Raw genomic sequence first — 18356 nt, forward strand, 5'->3', positions numbered from 1 at the left:
ACTTCCGAATAGGGCCGTCGGAGACGACGACGTCGATAGGTTGCAGGTGTAAAGTCAGAAATGACATAGCCGAGCAATACTAATAGCCCGGAAACTTAAACCGGAAGGAAAACTGTTACATTTTCTGCAAAACATGTCAATACCGACAAAAGTCGGTAGTATGAAGTACCAAGTACAAAGTATAGGGTACAGAGACAGCAACTTAAGATATTTAGCCCCACGGGGTTTGTCACCGGAACCACATGGTACTTTGTACTGTGTATACGGGACATAAAAAATAGGCGGCCTGGCGCAGGGGTCCCACCTCTTCCCATCCCGAACAGAGAAGTTAAGCCCTGCAGCGCCGATGGTACTGGGGTTACTCCCGGGAGAGTAGGCCGCCGCCTTATTGTCATTCAGCTCCCACCCTAATCCGGTGGGAGCTTTTTGCGTTTTTAGGAATACTTGGGGTTTTGAATATATGATGTTTTTTAATCTTTGGTATGCATAACCAATTCTATTCCAACCTGAAATCAACGAATAATCAGTCTTTGTTTACTGTTTTTGCCATACAATCATTGCCCTAATTCTCCAAATAGGCTGATTTTTTTGAGATATCAACCCCTTCAGGAATCCCATTTTTAGTAAAACTGGAAAGGCTTCAGAATTGCGGTACATGGGCCATCCTTCACCAAACGAGGTCTTTCAATAAAAAAACAAAATGAATTTTTGAAGTTTTCCCTTCGTGAAATGCCCCCATTAAGATTGTATCAAAAAAAGAGGTAATGAATCAAATCATTGATTGGAAATATTGTTGGCTTATTTCTTTAAAAAAAACGATAAAGAATCCTCAGCCAACTACAGTCCCCAAATATTTTATTGACTTTCTTTCGCAAATGCTTTAACAACTTCGACAAAGATTTTACTCGCTTTAATGGGAGGAACTGGATTTTAAAAAATGAGCTTGTTTTTTTGTGCATTGAAAGGATTGTTACTGGTTTTATGAATACCTTAAGCATTACTTCTTAATGTAAATGGGGATCTTTGGTTCGATTTCATTTTCAAAATCCTTTCATAGTAGATACTCAAAGGTTTTTGAAAAAGATTGAATCGAATAGGTCCACATAAGTAATTTTAATAACTGAATTTCATTGATCGAATTATGCGTACGATAAGTAGTCTTAAAATGAATTACATTATACCATTGTTGCTCGTATTTTTAATGGCATCAAGCTTTACCCTTTTTGCCCAATCAAGGAAAACCATCCATCTGAACGAGCATTTTTATCCAACATCTGCAGCATCTGGGCTGCACCAATTCACAAAAATTATTTCAGTTTCCAAAGAGGGAAACCAAACAGAAAGATATTACGATTTGGAAAACAGACCTTTTATGGTTATTCAGACGGAGTTTAACAAAAGGGGGGAAACACTCTTTCAAAAAACGGAGAAATATGATCTTCAGGGCTTTTTGAACTACCAATATGTAGTCAACGCTAAAGAGAACAGTGCGTTAACCACTTATTTCAAAGGCAACGAAACCATCATGAGTTTGGGTTGTGAAAAGGGGGTTTGTGAAGGGACCTTCTCTCTAAAGGGAGAAGTGATTGGTATCAACAGGGATGTTTTTTCTCCAATTATGGTTTACTCCATTTCCGCTTGGAATAATTTCCTGAGCAAGTACTTGAATTATCCAGCTGCTGCCTTGAAAAGCAGAATGGAAGGAGTGGTGAAATTAGGGCTTGAAATTTTGGCGGATGGTTCACTTGGGCGATTGGAGATTGTCAATCCAAAGGATTCCCCACTTCTACTTCAACAAGAAGCATTGAGAGTAATTCAAATTTATGAAGGGGGATATATTCCTGGCATTGATGCTGAAGGAAATACTGTGTCTGGTTGGTTCTACATCCCCATTCGATTTCAAATTGGAAAAGATGTTGATTTTAAAATTGGTTGATTGTAAGGCTACTTTATTGAAGCGGGTGCCGCTTGATATTAAATGTTATCCAACAGCCATTATCCAAATGCATCTAGCTTATAAATTGTATTTGATGCCCTTTACTTATTCAAAGGATATTTGGCGAAAAGCTTTACAATCATAATCAAGTAGTTTTAAGCGCAATTTCTTGGAACCAATACCTCTTTTCAACTTTAATCCCGTTTTCATTTTCAAATTTATAAGTATTTGAAATTTTCTCTTTTAATACCACGGCAATTGAATCTGAAAAAATAGGACCTTCATAGCAGAAGGTATGAAATTCTCCATTTTCACCACAAGGATCAATGTTTTGGGTCAAACCTGTCAAGAAATCCCTATCAAAGATTTTCCCAACCCAAGCCTTATCGATTTTGTCCGCATCGGCTGCACATATTAAGGTTTTGAAACCTGAATTGATAAATTCCTCCGCCAATACCTCAGTATCCTTGCCCCATAGTGGAAAAACACCTTCAAATCCCCGAGTAGCCAATTGATTTTCTCTGTATTTTTTTAAATCTTCCAAGAAAATGTCTCCATATGCAATATGATAGATGGCTTCCGATTCGAGTTTATCCAAGTAAGCATTCATCGCTTTTTCATAAGCCTGGTTATCGCCGCTTGCTGGATAGTAGATTTTGTCAAGAGGTAGGCCGATGGCTTCTGCTTGTTTCTCTATTAGGCTTTCGTGGATTCCATGCATGCCAACTCTTTTGCTTGTTTCACCAAAAGTGGTATGCAAACGGGAAACTACATAATCTGGGTCTTGCTGGAGTTTCCAGAGGGCATAAGCACTATCTTTGCCACCGGACCAGCTCAAAGAAATTTTTAATTTTGATTTATTTAATGAATCAATTCCCATTTAACTCTTTCTTATGTAAACTCGGTTTCTAAAAACTCCCTGATCGAATATAAATAGTATCTGCGAGGTATTTGGAGTATTCAATACTATTCCTGCCAATCCGTGGGTACCCATTTAAAAAAAACACCTTTTTCCCCAAGCAAATGGCGTATTAATTTACTTTCCCTAACCTGAGAGGGATATAGTTGTCAAATGCTTTTATCTGGAAAAAGTTAATTCTTGATCTGAGCACGTAAAATTTCTACGTTAAAGATAAGTTGCAGATCTTAATTGACATAGGTAGCGAACCAAAAATGTCGCTACCTATGTCGATGAGTTGTTAAATCTTTTTTGAAAGAACTGCATTATTCACATTCCTGCTACTGCCTTATTTCAAGACATTTAGCCCGGAATAGCCAAAAAGAGCACTCATCTTTGGGCTTAAATCTTTATTTAAACAAAAAGCCCGAAGGAGCTCTTCCGACTTCTAAAGCGCTTACTTCCTGACCTGATGCATTGACGACAATAACGGTCCCATTTCCCTGGAATCCGTTATTGTCTCCGATATAAATGTTCTTTGTAGAAGGATGGTAACCAATACCATAAAATCCGGATCCGGTGTAAAATGCTGGATCCAAAACTTGTCCCAAGGTCATGGAAACCTTGGCAACGGCATCATTGTATTCGGGCCAGCCTGTTGAGGTGATCACAAAAAGTTCGCCGTTTTCCCCTCTTGCAAAATTGGAAGTAGGTCTTTCCAAAGCAATCTTCACCGTTAGTGTCAGGTTGCGGTTATTCCGATTGATTTCATGAAGATAAATGTTCCCAGGATCTCTGGCAAAGAGATAAAGCTTTCCGTCTTGCTCAAAAAAGCGAACCGGTGTTCCTTCCACATCCTTACTTTCTGTCATGGAATCACTTGCAAGAGAAATCACTTGCATTTTTTTGTCCGCTGCACAAGCCACCAAGATATTGTTGCCTAAGACAAACATCCCTGAAGGTCGGCTTGACACCAAGATTTTTTTGGAAATTTCGCCCCCATTTAAATTATTTACCACAGCGATATAAGAATCAGGGCTGTTGTAACTTGGATCATAAGGTCCCCAGTCGCTGATATATAGTTTATCGTTTGCCGTGACTAAAGATTGAGTGATGTCCAGTCCTTGTGACACCGCTCCAATACTATTGAAGTCTTTTGTCTCCACCACTTCTACCTTTCCCGTATTGGCAACTACATAAATTCTTCCATCTGTTTCCACTAAATCCTGGACAAGGCCTGCGTATGGTCTTCCGTTTTTGATTTCAAAAACATTGTTTTTTACGATACCGGTTGTGGGATTGTAATGTGAAATATCCCCGTCACGATCTGAAAAATTACCTTCATTGATGATCAGCACTCCTTGCTCCAATTCACCCAACGGAATCTCATTTGGTCCCGAATCACAGGATGCAATAAATAGGGTCAAAGCCCAAAAGCCAATCAGTAATCTTAACTGTTTCATAGTGTAATATTTATATTGATTTGATAATTCCTTCCCGGCATTGCCCTGAGGCGCAGTACTTGATAATCGGTATTCAAGACATTGTTGATTTGGACTCCAAATCCCCCCTTAAGCTTTCCAAACAATTCGAAGTCATAATTCACTCCTGAATCCCAAATGCCAAATGGGGGTAGTTTGGTGGTGTTATCGGTCCCTATAAATCGCTCCCCAACCCAATGGTGATTGACATAAGTTTCAACCCTTCCTTTTTCTACACTTGCTTTGAATTGAATTTTATGTTCGGGGGTATAAGGAAGTTGCTTCCCTTTTGCCCGATCATTATCATTGATGTTGGTTTGATTGATGGCTTGGTTCCAAGCGTAGTTTCCTTGAACTCCGACAGTCCATAAACCCAATTTTTGATTTGCTTCCAAAAAGTACTCTAAGCCGCTGTTTTTGACTTTTCTGATATTTGAGGGACTCCAAAAGCTCCCGTTTGGCAGCCAAATGATCCAATTGTCCACTGACATGTGGTAGTAAGTCACCTGATTGCTTCCTGTTAAATCCCCTTTCTTGAAATCATGTTTCAATCCCAATTCCCCACTGAGGCTTTTCTCGGGTTTGAGATCAAGATTTCCTCCAGGAACCCAAAACCGATCGTTCAATGTTGGCACCTTAAAGCTTCGGGATATAGACGTGTTGAGTTGAAGTTGGTGATTTTCGTTTTTTAAAACCGTCCATTCACCCCCCAAACTTGGTGTGAATGGAGCGAAATTCCCCTCATAAACTAGTTGTCTTAAATTCAAGGAGAGGCTAATGCTTTCCGTAGGAAAAAAATTTGTTGATTGATACAATTCCAAACGGGTGTCGGTTGCGGCGTAGGTGCTAAGGTTCCCTTCTATATAAGTGAATCTTACCCCTGATTTGCTATTCCATTTTGATCCCAAATCCCAGTCCAGATCACCGGAAAGGAAATATTGAGCTGTCCGATTTGTGCTTTGATTAAATTCCAAATGATCCCGAACCATACCCGTTTTGAGGTTCCAAACTTTGCCGGATCCGAAATGAAAATAATCCAACACTACCCTCAGGTTATCATCTTCCTGTTTATCTCTGTCATTGGAACCCATCACCGGTTGAATTTGCCTTTCGGTTAGATTCCACCAAATCGACGAACTGATGAGATTCTTATCTGAAATCTTCCAGGCAAGGTCTTGCATCACTCCCCATTGCTCCACACGTGCGTGATTTTGGTTTTCGATCGGCGTACCGATTTTGGCAAGGTTGGTAAACTTGAAATTATTCTGCGCGTGATTTCTGTAAATTCTGCTTCGGGAAGAAAATTTATGATCTGAAAAAGCATAAGCTGCAGACTGGTTCCATCGCCCGAAGCTCCCGAATACAGTATTGATTTTTACCTGATGCCCTTTATCGAATTGAAGTTTATTGGATAAATGAACAGCTCCTCCAATGGCATCCGTTCCATAAAGCGCCCCTCCACTTCCGTAATGCAAAGTGGCCTGATCAAACCCGCCAACTGGCAAAATAGAAAAATCGGATTGTCCCAAGGAAGGGCTATTGATCGGTAAACCGTTCCAGAAAACGGCATTGTGACCTGCAGAAGTCCCCCTCATAGTGAGAGAGGCGAGCATTCCAGGCCCATACTGACGCAAAAAAAGTCCAGTTCGCTGTTGAAGCAAGTCCGCCAAAGATTGGCCTTGAAAATTTTTAATGTCTTTCTCTGAAATAGTTTTTACCGTTTGGCCAAAAGTATATTTGTCCAAAGGCATGCTAAAAACCTCGATCTGACGGAGGTCCAGTGTGTCTTGCTTGCCAATGGAGATCTCTTCAACAAAGGTCAGCAAGTTGAATGCAAGTAAACTTAGAAATAGCAATGCCTTTCGAATTAAATAATGAGAAATCGATTATTTAATCCAAAGTCATCCGCGTTGTAAAATTGAGAGAAAATCAGGAGGGATTTTTTCCGAAATCTTTAATCTTGAAACAACCTGCCCTAAAATGAGTGTTTCGACAGGAAACCAAGATCAAGAATTGTTTAAATCCTTAAGAAATCCTTCTCAGCCTTTCACCCGAAAGCTTTGAATTTGTCAGAAACGGGCAGGTCTCCTGGCTTCCCTGAATTTACCGGCCTTCTCATCCCGATCTCTCGGGACAATGGCATTTGGAGGGGGTAAATTGCTTTCCACTACCGATGTTTATCGAAGCGGATGGGGTTACAGTTGCGGGGACAGCTTCGGTATTGAACCGAATTCCCTTTTAATCCCGAGCGCCTAAATATAGGATCGAGAACCTTTTTCCAAACGCAAACATAGGCAAAGTCTATTTCAGATGTCCCCATTTCCAAACATTTTTTTTATTTCATAAAAAATCAAAAAGCAAATGGAGTTGTTTTTCCCTGCTTATATTTGGGACTTTGTTGCAAATGAAATTTACACATGTCCATCAGAAACATTCTTTCATCAGTCCATTTTCTCCTTTATTTCATATTGATGGCCGGACTTTTTTTTTCATGCCAAACCAATAAAGAGGGGGTGGGTTTTGGTTTGTCCGAAACCGAAATTTTTTATGCCAAGGGCTTTAAAATCACTCAGGGTGATGATTTCTCCATTCTTGAAGTAAGTCAAGCTTTCCCTGGAGATCACCTTCCTTTTCGGTATTTGGTCCTTGACAATTTAGATGCGGAAAAACCAGAAGGTGACTTTGACGCCATCATTACCTTACCCATCCAAAAATTAATCGTTACTTCCACTACACATATTCCCCACCTGGATTTTTTGAATGCATCAGATCGGCTGATTGGTTTCCCGGACTTGGATTTGATTTCTTCCGAACAAACAAGGAGACTTATCGATGGCGGGAAAATCCAAGACATTGGCTCAGGAGCAAAATCCAACATTGAAATGATGATTGACTTAGAACCCGATTGGGTGATGATCTCTACTTTGGGAGAGGATTTGAAAAATTTGGAACTTCTAAAAGCAGCGGGCATACCGGTAGTCATCAATGGTGAATATGTAGAACAACACCCATTGGGAAGAGCCGAATGGATCAAATTCACCGGGGTATTGCTAGGGAAGTTCGATGAAGCATCTGCTATTTTTTCCCAGATCGAAAAAGATTATCTTGAGGCGATCGCAACCACTAAAGACATTGAGAAAAATGAAAAACCCAGTGTCATGGCGGGAGTGATGTACAAGGATGTTTGGTACGTTCCCGGTAACGATTCCTGGGGCGCCCAACTCCTTCAAGCTGCTGGAGGTAATTATGTTTTCGAAGCCCAAAAGGGATCGGGAAGCATCCAACTCAGTTATGAATATGTATTGGACCTTGCGCAGGAATCGGAATTCTGGCTTGGTGCATCCGATTTCAAAAGCTTGGAGGCAATGGCATCCGCCGACAATCGCTATATCCATTTTGAATCCTTCCAGAAAGGGAATATATATTCCTACACCTCAAAAAAAGGTCCTACTGGCGGAATCGAATATTTCGAGCTTGGGTACATGCGTCCGGACTTGATCTTGAAAGATCTCATCAAAATCCTCCATCCTGAGTTGCTCCCAGAATATTCTCTTTATTTTTATAGCAGACTGGATGAAAGATAAAACCAAATACCCCCTTCTTTTTGCCATTGGGCTAGCCTTTTGTACGCTGCTGTTTTTCATCAATCTGGGGATTGGTTCTGTTCATATTCCTTTTGGGGAAATCGTCGGTAGATTTTTGGGGACCGCATTTAGTCGAAAATCTTGGGAGATTATCCTCTTTGAATACCGTTTTCCAAAAGCCCTTACTGCAATTTTAGCAGGAATCACGCTTTCGGTGAGTGGCCTGCAGATGCAGACATTTTTCAGGAATCCCCTTGCAGGTCCCTTCGTACTGGGGATTAGTTCCGGAGCAGGATTGGGGGTAGCTCTGCTTATCCTGGCGGGTTCTGCATTTGGTTGGAATTTGTATACAGGAGCAGTAGGACTTTGGGCCGTGGTAACAGCAGCATCCTTTGGGGCTGTTTTGGTGCTCTTGCTGATGAGCTTGACGGCTTGGCGGGTAAAAGACAGCATGACGCTGTTGATAGTAGGCTTGATGTTCGGAAGTCTCACGGGAGCAATCATCTCGGTTTTATCTTATTTTGGAGATGCGGAACAGCTTAAAGCATTTACGGTTTGGTCCATGGGGAGTTTGGGCAGCACAAATTCGACACAATTAGCGGCATTTGGCATGGCTACTTTTGTCGGATTCATTCCGGTGGTTGCCTTTATGAAATCCTACAATGCCATGCTTTTGGGTGAAGCCTATGCAGAAAGCATGGGTGTAAATATCAATCGCTTGCGCTGGGCGATGATTATCAGCACTGGGATTCTGGCTGGAAGTGCCACCGCATTTTGTGGCCCCATCGCTTTTATCGGGATTGCCATTCCACACATGGCAAGACTAGTTTTCAAGACCGGGGACCACCGGATATTGTTCCCAGCCTCCGCTTTGATGGGCGCCATCGTTCTTCTCGCCTGTGATGCAATCAGCCAACTCCCAGGTACCGCCCAAACGCTCCCCATCAATGCGGTTACCTCTTTGGTTGGAGCACCGATGGTTATCTGGCTGATTTTAAGAAGGAACTTTAGCAAGGAGTTTTGAGAAGGTGGATAGTGAAGTTTGAAAAATGATGATTGTTGCCGGCTTAATGAAAAAAATGAATAGTCTTGGAAGCTAAATTTAAATAAAACATAAAAAATCAATGTCTCAGACCGTAACAGACAAAACCATTCTGGTAGGAAAAAATCTCATACTTGGGTATCGCAAAGGCAAAGTGTCTAATGTGGTAGCGCAGGAGATTTCTTTCTGCTTGGAGAAAGGAAAGTTGACTTGCCTTTTGGGGCCCAACGGGGTGGGGAAGTCTACTTTGTTGAAGGCGATCATGGGGCACAACAAACCCATTGGGGGAACATTGGTTTTTGCTGGGAAAAAACTGGAAGAGTATTCCCCAAAAATGCTTGCCAAAAAAATTGCAGTTGTCCTGACCGACAAAGTCTCAACGGGGAATTTGACCGTGGCGCAACTCGTTGCCCTCGGCAGGATCCCCCATACTGGCTGGATGGGAAGCCTGTCTGAAACAGATAGAATCAAGGTTGAGCAGGCCATCGAATCTACCCATATTGGCTACCTCCATGACCGCAGACTCTCCGAACTCAGTGACGGGCAGCTGCAAAAAGTGATGATTGCAAGGGCACTGGCACAAGATGGGGAAGTTTTGATCCTGGATGAACCCACGGCCCATCTGGATTTGATCAACCGATTTGAAATCATGCAGCTGCTCAGGTCTATTGCCATCGATCAAAATAAGGCCATATTGGTGGTCACGCACGATTTGGAAATTGCCATTGAGACTGCGGACCAATTTTGGATTATGCAGTGCGGATTTCCACTTACCGCCGGGGTACCTGAAGACCTGATTTTGGATGGGCGGATAAACCTTCTTTTGCCCACTGACAAACTGATTTTTGATTCCTTAAGTGGGAAAGTTCAAGCCTCCAATTCCTTCAAATATTCGACAATAACAGGACCTGAAGATTGGGTGAAATGGGTGAAAACAGCTTTGAGAAAAAATGATATTGATTCAGGAAATTACATTTCCATTGAACTCCCTTCAGCAATTGAGAAAATAAAATTGATCTCAAAAAATGGGGAAGAGTGCATTGATGGAATCGGTACTTTGGTCGAAAAGCTGAAATCCATGAAATCCGGTAGCTCCCATTGAGGATTCCTTCGGATTTGATTTGCTTTTTTTTAACAACAATTTTAAAGTCAAATATCACGCAAATTTCTCGTGGATATTGACTTTATCAAGGGGCCTGAGCAAGGCTTATCCTGACCAGCCATTTTCAAAAGCATTGATCAAAGTAAATTCTTAGACCCTAAATTTGCATTAGGTTTCCTATAGGTATTGAAACTAGGAAATCAGACTAAGTTGTCGTGCCGATATGGTGAAGTCAAAAACAGCAAACAACTGAACAATCATAGGATGGAATTGAATTGGGAATGCATCAAAAAGATTGAATTGAGGCAACCTGCTGAAGATCATAATTTTAAATAAAATGTTCTAAAATTATTGTGTATTTTTTATTAAATTGAGTTGAAATTCATACACAGAAAAAATCTATTTATATACACAATTTATTCATTCCTTTAAAGGAATAGTCTAATAAAATAAGGAAAATTTTTTTTGAAGTAGCAATATCTTTGCCTCTTGCGGACTAGGGTATGTGGTTTATAAGAATAAAAAGCTAGAGGCTAGGTACTGGATATTAAACCCATTTATGTTCAGCAAAAATGAAAAAGCCATTGAAAATCATCGCCTATTCCGCTACTGCAATTGTGATCCTAATCATTGGATCAGTGGCCTACCTTTCCATTGCTTTACCCAATGTCGGACCTCCCCCGGAAGATTTGAAAGTTGAAAATTCGCCTGAAAAAATAGCGCATGGAAATTACCTTGCCCATCATGTGATGCTCTGCATGGATTGTCATTCAGTAAGGGATTACAGTCTTTTTACCGGTCCTCTAAAGCCAGGCACTGAGGCCACGGGAGGTGAAATCTTTGACCAATCCATGGGCTTTCCCGGGGTTTTCATTTCACCAAATATCACTCCTTTCGGGATTGGAGAATGGACTGATGGGGAATTATTTAGGCTCATCACCACAGGGGTGAAAAGGGATGGTAACCCCATTTTTCCCGTGATGCCCTATCCAAATTTCGGCAAAATGGATGCCGAAGACATCGAGGCTGTAATTGCCTATATCAGGACTTTGGAACCAGTGGAAACCAACCACGCAAAATCCAAGCCCGATTTTCCATTCAAGCTGATCATGAGGACGCTTCCCAAAAAGGCTGCTTTAGTCAAGAAACCGAGCCCGGTCGATCAGATTGCTTATGGTGCTTATATGATCAACGCCAGTGGCTGTGGAGAATGTCATACAAAATTCGAAAAGGGAGCATTTACAGGGGAATATTTGGCTGGCGGAAGAAGTTTTCAATTCCCTGACGGGAGTTTGCTTACTTCGCCAAACTTGACCCCCGATGAAACCGGTTTGGCCAATTGGACCCTTGAAATGTTCGTTCAAAAATTCAAAATGTATGGAAATGGGTATGTTTCGGAAAAAATCAATCCTGGAGATTTTCAGACCATAATGCCATGGATGATGTATGCGGGATTAAAGGAATCCGATTTGGAGGCGATGTATGCTTATCTTAGATCTTTGGATCCTGTAAAAAACCCTGTGGAAAAATTCAAGCCTGCTTCACCAACATTTAATTCTGCCTCTCTAAAAAAATAACTTCAGTGTTCAAAACATCAATTAAAATTGGATTGAATGATGTTTTGAACACTGAAGGACAAACCCAAAAGGGTTTAAATTTTTTTTAAGGGGAATTCCTTGTTGTGAAAGACGCTCATCAGATCCATCAATTTGCCGAATCAATGAAATGTCCCGGAATTCCCTTTTCTATTCTCAAGCACAACAAAACAATAATCCGACAAAAGAAGATCTGGGCAAATTATTGAAAACATTTTTGGTTAAAAAAATCAAGGAAACATTGGATCCCTTGAATACCATTTATTTGGATAAGAATTTTTAGGCCTTTTTCAAAAACTCAGTTCTCAGCACCATCTGAATCTTGCTTACCCTTCCTTCCACTTCATCTGCGTTGTCTGTTAGCCTGATGTTTTTGACGACGGCACCTCTTTTGATCACGGAAGAACTGCCTTTTACTTTAAGGTCCTTAATGACCGAAACCGTATCTCCTTCGCTCAAAATCGTACCATTGCTGTCTCTTACTTCCATTTTTATTTGTTTTTTGATCCCAAAAGTAACCAATTCGATTGGAAAAGGAAAACTGACATTTCCCTCAATATCATGTTAAAACAGCAATCGGAAATACAGGGCCTCAATAAAAGGCGTCTTCAAAATGCTTGAAATTGATGTTCCCATTTCGGTCTTTATAGACACCAACAATATCAAAGCGAATATCGTTATGCCAGTCTTTTTCAAAAATATACTGATCGGCTGCTTTGACAAGCAGTTTCTTTTTGGTGAAATCCACAAATTCCTCCGCATATCCAAAGCCAGTCCCGCTCCTGAATTTCACTTCTACAAAAACCAAAATGCCTCTAAACTTAAAAATAAGATCAATTTCTGCGTGTTTATGTCGGTAGTTTGCTTCCGAAAATTCATATCCACGGCCCGCAAGCCAGTCCTTTACCAATTCTTCTGCTTTTTTACCTTTATCATTATGCTCTGCCATCGCCAATATTTGATTAATTTTGAAAAAATGTTTTGAAAAACATACAGTCAATTCTCCATCGGTTTTCAAGAGAACTGAATCAAAAAAATTGACGTTCCATCAAAGTATCCAAAAAGAAGCTGTGAATCAAGTTATCAATAAAAAAGTAAATTTTATAGACCTTGGCCAAAAGGATTATAAAGAAACCTGGGAATATCAGGAAGAACTTTTTGCCAAAACCGTATCCAGAAAGATTGAAAACAGGAATTTAAGTGTTTCCGATCAAAAACCCACGGACAATTACCTCCTTTTCGTGGAACATCCCCATGTCTATACCTTGGGAAAAAGCGGTGAATTGTCACATTTATTGTTAGATGAAAATGGTTTGGATGAAAAGAAAGCCACTTTTTATAAAATCAACCGCGGTGGTGACATTACGTATCATGGCCCTGGCCAATTGGTAGGTTATCCAATATTGGATTTAGACAATTTCTTTACTGATATCCATAAATATCTTCGCTTCTTGGAGGAGGCCATTATCCTGACTTTGGCCGAATATGGCATAGATGCTGGAAGGATTTCTGGACTGACGGGCGTTTGGTTGGATCATGAGGCCCAAGTAAATCCCCGAAAAATATGTGCCTTGGGCGTGAAATCAAGTCGATGGGTGACCATGCATGGATTTGCCTTCAATGTGAATGCAGACATTGCGTATTTCGGGAATATTATTCCTTGCGGTATTTCAGACAAAGCAGTCACTTCATTGCATTTGGAATTGGGAGTTAGGGTCGATGAAGAAGAGGTGAAAGAAAAAGTCAAAAAGCATATTGCGCAGCTATTTGAAATGGAATTAGTAGAGAAAAAATGAAGAAAGATATAAAATTTCCTCCCGTAACGGGAATAAAATTGGCAATCGCCAAAGAGGTGATCAACGGCCATGACGAATGGAGCGTGTATATTATCAATCTCAACCTGATAGAAGTCAATACAGTGATCATAACGGCAAAAGGATATGGCGTAATCCAAGGAGAGACCAAGAAAACCTCCGTACTTAGGCATATGATCCAAGAAATTGGACCTGAATCCATGGCGAAAATAGAACCGATAGACCCTGCATTGTTCACATTGAACAATGAATATTGGGTGAGTTACTACATATTGGATCAGATATTCGACAAAAAGTTTATATTTACAGAAGGTAGTATGGATCCATCAAACATCACTTTCATTCCTGAATTGGGTTTGGAAGGGGTGATTCACCGATAATGTATTATGACAGATTTTTTGAACGAATTGAGCAATATTCTTTTTTTAGACATTGAGACAGCCTCTTTGGAAGAGAATTTTGAAGCCTTGGAACCACGGTTGCAGGAAGAATGGCTGAAAAAGGAAAAACACATCCAGCCCAAGAACGAACCCTTCGAACCGGGTAGCCTTTTTTTCGAAAAAGCCGGGATTTATGCCGAATTTGGAAAAGTGATCTGTGTAGGCGTGGGCTATTTTAAATTTCAAAAGGAAGAAAACAAGCTCGTTTACAGAACCAAAAGTTTTGCGGAGGTGGAAGAATATGACACGCTGCTGTCCTTCTCGGAGCTCCTCCAAAAGAAAAAATGGGTCCTCTGCGCACACAACGGAAAGGAATTTGATTTCCCCTACCTGAGCAGGAGGATACTGATCAACCGGATCCCCCTTCCGGAACCATTGCAAATTGCCGGGAAAAAGCCATGGGAGGTCCGCCACCAAGATACTTTGGAACTCTGGAAATTTGGAGATTACAAACATTACACGCGGTTGGAATTATTGGCCTCGGTTTTTGGGATTCCCACTTCCAAAGAGGGAATTGATGGGAGCCAAGTGAATGATACCTATTACAATAAAGGAGACCTGAAAAACATACAGCTTTACTGTATTCGGGATGTGTGGGTAACGGCGCAGATATACCTGGCCTTTCAGGGGATTCCGCCAGAGATGGAAATTGAAGTCATCAATACCGATGATGTTGGGTAAGCTTTTCTTTAAGAGGGATAAAAATTTACTCCCGAGAACCCATCTTTCTGAAACATGCCTGTCCATTTTTCCAACCTCCTGTAAAAGTTAAATAATCTGAATGGAACCAATTAGGGGATAAGATTTTTATTAACTTTATAAAGTAATGCCGTAAGGAGGAAAAAGATCATCCAAAAAACTATCAAATTGGCTATCTTACAGTTGGAAGGAATCAATTTGTTATCGAAAACCTTTATTAAGGTTGCGTCAAATCACAAATATGCTTCTCCACTTTTTAGGAAGAAGCTTATCTCTAGTCCAACGTGTATCGACCGATGTAGAATAGGCTTTGAAGGCCTTAGAATGGGGGGTAGCATGTTTGAATTCTTAGAAGGTAAAAAACAAAAGCCGTTCATTGTGTCTTTCTCCTTTAAAAATAGCATGCTGAATGTGCTGGAAAAGAATCAAATTGGCAACCAAAATCTCTTTGTGGTGGAAAATCTCAAAGATTACAACAAGTAAACAAGACCTGGGGATTGTATGAATAATTTTAGATCCCAATTACCGGTCAATCAAAAACATCGCCCATTTTAATCAAATAGTGGGTTTTTCAAAAAATTGGAAATAAAACCTATATGGGAAGAAAATCAAATAAAGGCTCCGAAAGGAGAAAAAGCAAGGGAGGCAAGGTTACAGATGCCGCCCAATTGGCCAGAAAAATATTAAATTTTTTGGATAACAACTTCGGCCAGGAATACAATTCAAAACAAATCACAGAAAAACTGGATATTCGCGATGCCATCAACAAGGCAGCAGTAGAACCGATCCTTACAAAACTGGTCTCCGGCGGGACCATTTCAAAAAATCCCCGAAATTATTATTCGTCGACCAAAGAACCTGAATTTATCGAAGGAGAGGTAGATTATGTCAATCCTAGATTTGCATTCATCACTCCTGATGCCAAGTACAAAATTGAGGAAGATATCCTGATCAAAGAAGCGGATTTGAAACATGCCTTGGATGGAGATCGGGTGAGGGTGATGGTGTATCCAAGCAAGGGGAAAACCGGTAGAGTAGAGGGAAGAGTCCTTGAGATTTTGAGCAGGGTTCGGGATGAATTCGTGGGGAGAGTAGAAATATCTCCGCGCTTCGCTTTTGTTGTGCCGGATTTCAAAAAAATGCATCAGGATATTTTTGTCCACAAAGGGGATCTTGATGGAGCGGAGCACAACCAGAAGGTCGTCATTAAACTCACCGAATGGCGGGAGGATGACAAGAACCCAACTGGAAAAGTAATACGGGTTTTGGGCACAGCAGGCGAACATGAAGTGGAGATCCATTCCATCATGGCCGAATTTGGTTTGCCTTTCGAATACCCCGCTGAGGTGGAAGCCGAAGCCGAAGCGATTTCTGATGAAATCAAGGCTTCCGACATCAAGGACAGAAGGGATTTCAGAGATATCCCCACCTTTACCATTGACCCTGCGGATGCGAAGGATTTTGACGATGCCATTTCCTATCGCAAGTTGGAAAATGGAAACTATGAAATTGGAGTGCATATCGCAGATGTCACCCATTATGTGAAACTAAGGACAAAACTTGAAAAAGAAGCCTATGAAAGGGCGACCTCCGTTTACTTGGTGGACAGAACCATTCCAATGCTTCCTGAGAGGCTTAGCAACGGACTTTGTTCCCTCAGGCCAAATGAAGACAAATTGACTTTTTCCTGTGTCTTTGAATTGGATGAAAACGCCGACGTGCTCAGTCATTGGATCGGGAGAACCGTTATCCATTCTGATCGTAGGTTTGCCTATGAAGAAGCCCAGGAAAACATGGACAAGGAGGCCGGAGATTATTATCAGGAATTGATTCATCTCAATGGACTGGCAAAAAAGATCCGGAAAACGAGATTTGACAAAGGAGCCGTAAATTTCGAAACAGTGGAGGTCAAATTCCAGCTGGATGAAAAAGGAAAACCTTTGGGATTGATGGTCAAAGAACGCAAAGACATTCATAAAATGATCGAGGAGTTCATGCTTTTGGCCAATAAGACAGTAGCAGAATTTATCTTCAATAAAAACAAAGGGGCGGATACATTTGTCTATAGGACACACGATCACCCGGATCTTGATCGATTGGGTACCTTTGCCAACTTTGCCAAAAAATTTGGACATGAAGTTAAGATAGATGACGAACAGAAGGTGTCCAAAGCCTTGAATAAATTATTGGATGAGATCCAAGGAAAACCAGAACAGAATGTTTTGGAGCAATTGGCGATCAGAAGTATGGCAAAAGCCATTTACACCACCGAGCCAAAGGGGCACTTTGGATTGGCATTCAAGCATTATACCCACTTTACCTCTCCGATCAGAAGGTATCCGGACATGATGGTGCACCGACTGCTTCAACTCTATTTGGATGCAGGGAAATCACCGCAATCCGAAGATTATGAAGACAAATGTATTCACTCCTCTGAGCGGGAAAAAAGAGCTGCCAACGCAGAAAGAGCCTCTATCAAGTACAAGCAGGTGGAATACATGTCACTTGCCGAAGCGAAGGATTATGAAGGTATCGTAGCTGGCGTGACGGAATGGGGTGTATTTGTCGAAATCACCGAAACCAAATGCGAAGGCATGATTCGTGTCCAGGACATGGACGATGATTACTACGAATTTGATGAAAAAAACATGCGCCTCATCGGATCGAAAAACAAAAAAATGATCACTTTAGGTGACAAGGTGATGGTCAGAGTGACCAATACTGATATAGACAGAAGAACCATAGATTTGGAATTTGCAGATAATGAACCAGGAAGACAACGCAAGCGTAAATAAACTACTTCAAGAATTAGAGCACCACATTCTAAACTTTGAATACGGCCAATCACCCTCAGAACTTTACGAGCCTATTTCTTATATCATGAATCTTGGCGGGAAAAGGATAAGACCTTTGCTCACCCTGATGGCTTATACGCTGTATAAGGGTGATTATGAAAAAATACTGACACCGGCGATGGCGGTGGAGGTTTTTCACAATTTCACCTTGATGCACGATGATATCATGGATGATGCCCCTCTGAGAAGGGGTAAGCCCACTGTACATGAAAAATGGAATGCAAACACTGCCATTCTTTCAGGAGATGTGATGTTGGTAAAGGCGTATGCGATGTTGCTGAACATTTCCCCTGAAAAACTCCCGAATTGTTTGAGACTGTTCAACCAAACCGCAGCCGAAGTCTGCGAGGGTCAGCAGCATGACATGAATTTTGAAACGAAGGAGCATGTAAGTGAACATGCATACATTGAAATGATCCGTCAAAAGACAGCAGTGCTCTTGGGTTTCGCTTTGGAGTTTGGCGCCTTACTGGCGGATGCTTCCGATAATGACGCAAAGAAATTGTATGATTTCGGAGTCAATATCGGAATCGGATTCCAATTGAAAGACGATCTTTTGGATGTGTATGCAGATCAGGCCAAATTCGGAAAACAGATCGGGGGAGATATCATCGCCAACAAAAAAACCTTTCTTTTGATCAAGGCCAAAGAATTGGCAGAAGGAGAGAACAAGGAAAAATTGAACTACTGGCTAAACGTTAAGGATTTCAGCAAAGAGGAAAAAGTAAGTGCAGTAACTTCCATTTATAATGTACTTGGGATAAAGGAACTCACGGAATCCAAGATGCACGACTATTTCATGAAGGGTTTTGAACAATACGCATCCATCAAAACGCCAAATGAATTTGCTTACCAAAACTTACTCAACCTGACCCAAGACTTGGTTGAAAGGGAAAAATAATCAGAAATA

Annotated in this window: 16 protein-coding genes, 2 rRNA genes and 1 riboswitch; of the genes, 13 read left to right on the forward strand and 5 right to left on the reverse strand. The window is 41.1% G+C overall.

The window, feature by feature from the left end; translation table 11 throughout:
• The 3 genes from Q7J63_RS06270 to Q7J63_RS06280 form a co-directional block, all read left to right on the forward strand.
• Window positions 1-104 (forward strand): 23S ribosomal RNA (locus Q7J63_RS06270); the annotation flags it as partial.
• Window positions 105-277: 173 nt separating this feature from the next.
• A 5S ribosomal RNA gene (gene rrf / locus Q7J63_RS06275) occupies window positions 278-389 on the forward strand.
• Window positions 390-1165: 776 nt separating this feature from the next.
• Entirely contained in the window at window positions 1166-1936 is a 771-nt protein-coding gene (locus Q7J63_RS06280) for an energy transducer TonB (protein ID WP_304884780.1), read from the forward strand.
• A 145-nt stretch (window positions 1937-2081) separates the two neighbouring features.
• Here Q7J63_RS06280 and Q7J63_RS06285 read toward each other — a convergent pair whose 3' ends face one another.
• From Q7J63_RS06285 to Q7J63_RS06295, 3 genes are all read right to left on the reverse strand, one after another.
• The gene (locus tag Q7J63_RS06285) at window positions 2082-2774 is read right to left on the reverse strand and encodes a diphthine--ammonia ligase (RefSeq protein ID WP_304884782.1); all 693 of its coding nucleotides are present in this window, start codon (window positions 2772-2774) and stop codon (window positions 2082-2084) included.
• A 470-nt stretch (window positions 2775-3244) separates the two neighbouring features.
• Window positions 3245-4297: a DUF5074 domain-containing protein gene (locus Q7J63_RS06290; protein ID WP_304884784.1), complete on the reverse strand. Its 1053-nt coding sequence runs from the start codon at window positions 4295-4297 to the stop codon at window positions 3245-3247.
• On the reverse strand, window positions 4294-6171 hold the full coding sequence (locus Q7J63_RS06295) for a TonB-dependent receptor (RefSeq protein WP_304884786.1): 1878 nt from the start codon (window positions 6169-6171) through the stop codon (window positions 4294-4296). The genes Q7J63_RS06290 and Q7J63_RS06295 overlap by 4 nt, the downstream gene beginning before the upstream one ends.
• A gap of 204 nt (window positions 6172-6375) precedes the next feature.
• Window positions 6376-6606, reverse strand: a riboswitch (cobalamin riboswitch).
• A 126-nt stretch (window positions 6607-6732) separates the two neighbouring features.
• Here Q7J63_RS06295 and Q7J63_RS06300 point away from each other — a divergent pair.
• The 4 genes from Q7J63_RS06300 (at window position 6733) to Q7J63_RS06315 (ending at window position 11620) form a co-directional block, all read left to right on the forward strand.
• Complete coding sequence (locus Q7J63_RS06300; protein WP_304884788.1) at window positions 6733-7899, forward strand: ABC transporter substrate-binding protein; 1167 nt, start codon at window positions 6733-6735, stop codon at window positions 7897-7899.
• Entirely contained in the window at window positions 7889-8923 is a 1035-nt protein-coding gene (locus Q7J63_RS06305; RefSeq protein WP_304884790.1) for an iron ABC transporter permease, read from the forward strand. Before Q7J63_RS06300 ends, Q7J63_RS06305 begins: the two co-directional genes overlap by 11 nt.
• A gap of 100 nt (window positions 8924-9023) precedes the next feature.
• Entirely contained in the window at window positions 9024-10043 is a 1020-nt protein-coding gene (locus Q7J63_RS06310) for an ABC transporter ATP-binding protein (protein WP_304884792.1), read from the forward strand.
• 572 nt (window positions 10044-10615) lie between these two features.
• Window positions 10616-11620: a c-type cytochrome gene (locus tag Q7J63_RS06315; RefSeq protein ID WP_019600580.1), complete on the forward strand. Its 1005-nt coding sequence runs from the start codon at window positions 10616-10618 to the stop codon at window positions 11618-11620.
• A 297-nt stretch (window positions 11621-11917) separates the two neighbouring features.
• Here the strand turns inward: Q7J63_RS06315 and Q7J63_RS06320 are convergent, their stop codons facing one another.
• Together Q7J63_RS06320 and Q7J63_RS06325 are read right to left on the reverse strand one after the other, a co-directional pair.
• Window positions 11918-12127, reverse strand: coding sequence for an alkylphosphonate utilization protein (locus tag Q7J63_RS06320; protein WP_026333913.1), 210 nt, complete (start codon window positions 12125-12127; stop codon window positions 11918-11920).
• 103 nt (window positions 12128-12230) lie between these two features.
• Window positions 12231-12587 (reverse strand): YraN family protein, encoded by a 357-nt coding sequence (locus Q7J63_RS06325; protein WP_019600583.1) that lies wholly within the window; start codon window positions 12585-12587, stop codon window positions 12231-12233.
• Between the two features lie 121 nt (window positions 12588-12708).
• On the opposite strand from Q7J63_RS06325, the gene lipB reads away from it, so the two are divergent.
• From lipB to Q7J63_RS06355, 6 genes are all read left to right on the forward strand, one after another.
• Window positions 12709-13434 (forward strand): lipoyl(octanoyl) transferase LipB, encoded by a 726-nt coding sequence (gene lipB / locus Q7J63_RS06330; protein ID WP_304884795.1) that lies wholly within the window; start codon window positions 12709-12711, stop codon window positions 13432-13434.
• Window positions 13431-13832 carry a hypothetical protein gene (locus Q7J63_RS06335; RefSeq protein ID WP_304884797.1) on the forward strand — a complete coding sequence of 134 codons (402 nt, stop codon included), beginning with the start codon at window positions 13431-13433 and terminating at the stop codon, window positions 13830-13832. Before lipB ends, Q7J63_RS06335 begins: the two co-directional genes overlap by 4 nt.
• 6 nt (window positions 13833-13838) lie before the next feature.
• Window positions 13839-14573: a 3'-5' exonuclease gene (locus Q7J63_RS06340; RefSeq protein WP_304884799.1), complete on the forward strand. Its 735-nt coding sequence runs from the start codon at window positions 13839-13841 to the stop codon at window positions 14571-14573.
• Window positions 14574-14927: 354 nt separating this feature from the next.
• Window positions 14928-15074, forward strand: a complete 147-nt coding sequence (locus tag Q7J63_RS06345; protein ID WP_304884801.1) for a hypothetical protein — start codon at window positions 14928-14930, stop codon at window positions 15072-15074.
• Between the two features lie 113 nt (window positions 15075-15187).
• On the forward strand, window positions 15188-17386 hold the full coding sequence (gene rnr, locus Q7J63_RS06350) for a ribonuclease R (RefSeq protein ID WP_019600587.1): 2199 nt from the start codon (window positions 15188-15190) through the stop codon (window positions 17384-17386).
• Window positions 17355-18347, forward strand: a complete 993-nt coding sequence (locus Q7J63_RS06355; RefSeq protein ID WP_019600588.1) for a polyprenyl synthetase family protein — start codon at window positions 17355-17357, stop codon at window positions 18345-18347. The genes rnr and Q7J63_RS06355 overlap by 32 nt, the downstream gene beginning before the upstream one ends.
• The last annotated feature ends 9 nt before the right edge of the window (window positions 18348-18356 follow it).

This window comes from Rhodonellum sp., from assembly GCF_030656585.1.
Classification (GTDB): Bacteria; Bacteroidota; Bacteroidia; order Cytophagales; family Cyclobacteriaceae; genus Rhodonellum; species Rhodonellum psychrophilum.

Excerpts from the sequence above, each read along its gene's own strand:
- Q7J63_RS06290 (WP_304884784.1), bottom strand. The coding sequence starts at position 4,297 with ATGAAACAGTTAAGATTACTGATTGGCTTTTGGGCTTTGACCCTATTT.
- rnr (WP_019600587.1), top strand. The coding sequence starts at position 15,188 with ATGGGAAGAAAATCAAATAAAGGCTCCGAAAGGAGAAAAAGCAAGGGA.
- Q7J63_RS06340 (WP_304884799.1), top strand. The coding sequence starts at position 13,839 with ATGACAGATTTTTTGAACGAATTGAGCAATATTCTTTTTTTAGACATT.
- Q7J63_RS06335 (WP_304884797.1), top strand. The coding sequence starts at position 13,431 with ATGAAGAAAGATATAAAATTTCCTCCCGTAACGGGAATAAAATTGGCA.
- Q7J63_RS06280 (WP_304884780.1), top strand. The coding sequence starts at position 1,166 with ATGAATTACATTATACCATTGTTGCTCGTATTTTTAATGGCATCAAGC.
- Q7J63_RS06320 (WP_026333913.1), bottom strand. The coding sequence starts at position 12,127 with ATGGAAGTAAGAGACAGCAATGGTACGATTTTGAGCGAAGGAGATACG.
- Q7J63_RS06310 (WP_304884792.1), top strand. The coding sequence starts at position 9,024 with ATGTCTCAGACCGTAACAGACAAAACCATTCTGGTAGGAAAAAATCTC.
- Q7J63_RS06300 (WP_304884788.1), top strand. The coding sequence starts at position 6,733 with ATGTCCATCAGAAACATTCTTTCATCAGTCCATTTTCTCCTTTATTTC.
- Q7J63_RS06355 (WP_019600588.1), top strand. The coding sequence starts at position 17,355 with ATGAACCAGGAAGACAACGCAAGCGTAAATAAACTACTTCAAGAATTA.
- Q7J63_RS06305 (WP_304884790.1), top strand. The coding sequence starts at position 7,889 with ATGAAAGATAAAACCAAATACCCCCTTCTTTTTGCCATTGGGCTAGCC.
- Q7J63_RS06325 (WP_019600583.1), bottom strand. The coding sequence starts at position 12,587 with ATGGCAGAGCATAATGATAAAGGTAAAAAAGCAGAAGAATTGGTAAAG.
- Q7J63_RS06345 (WP_304884801.1), top strand. The coding sequence starts at position 14,928 with ATGTTTGAATTCTTAGAAGGTAAAAAACAAAAGCCGTTCATTGTGTCT.
- Q7J63_RS06315 (WP_019600580.1), top strand. The coding sequence starts at position 10,616 with ATGAAAAAGCCATTGAAAATCATCGCCTATTCCGCTACTGCAATTGTG.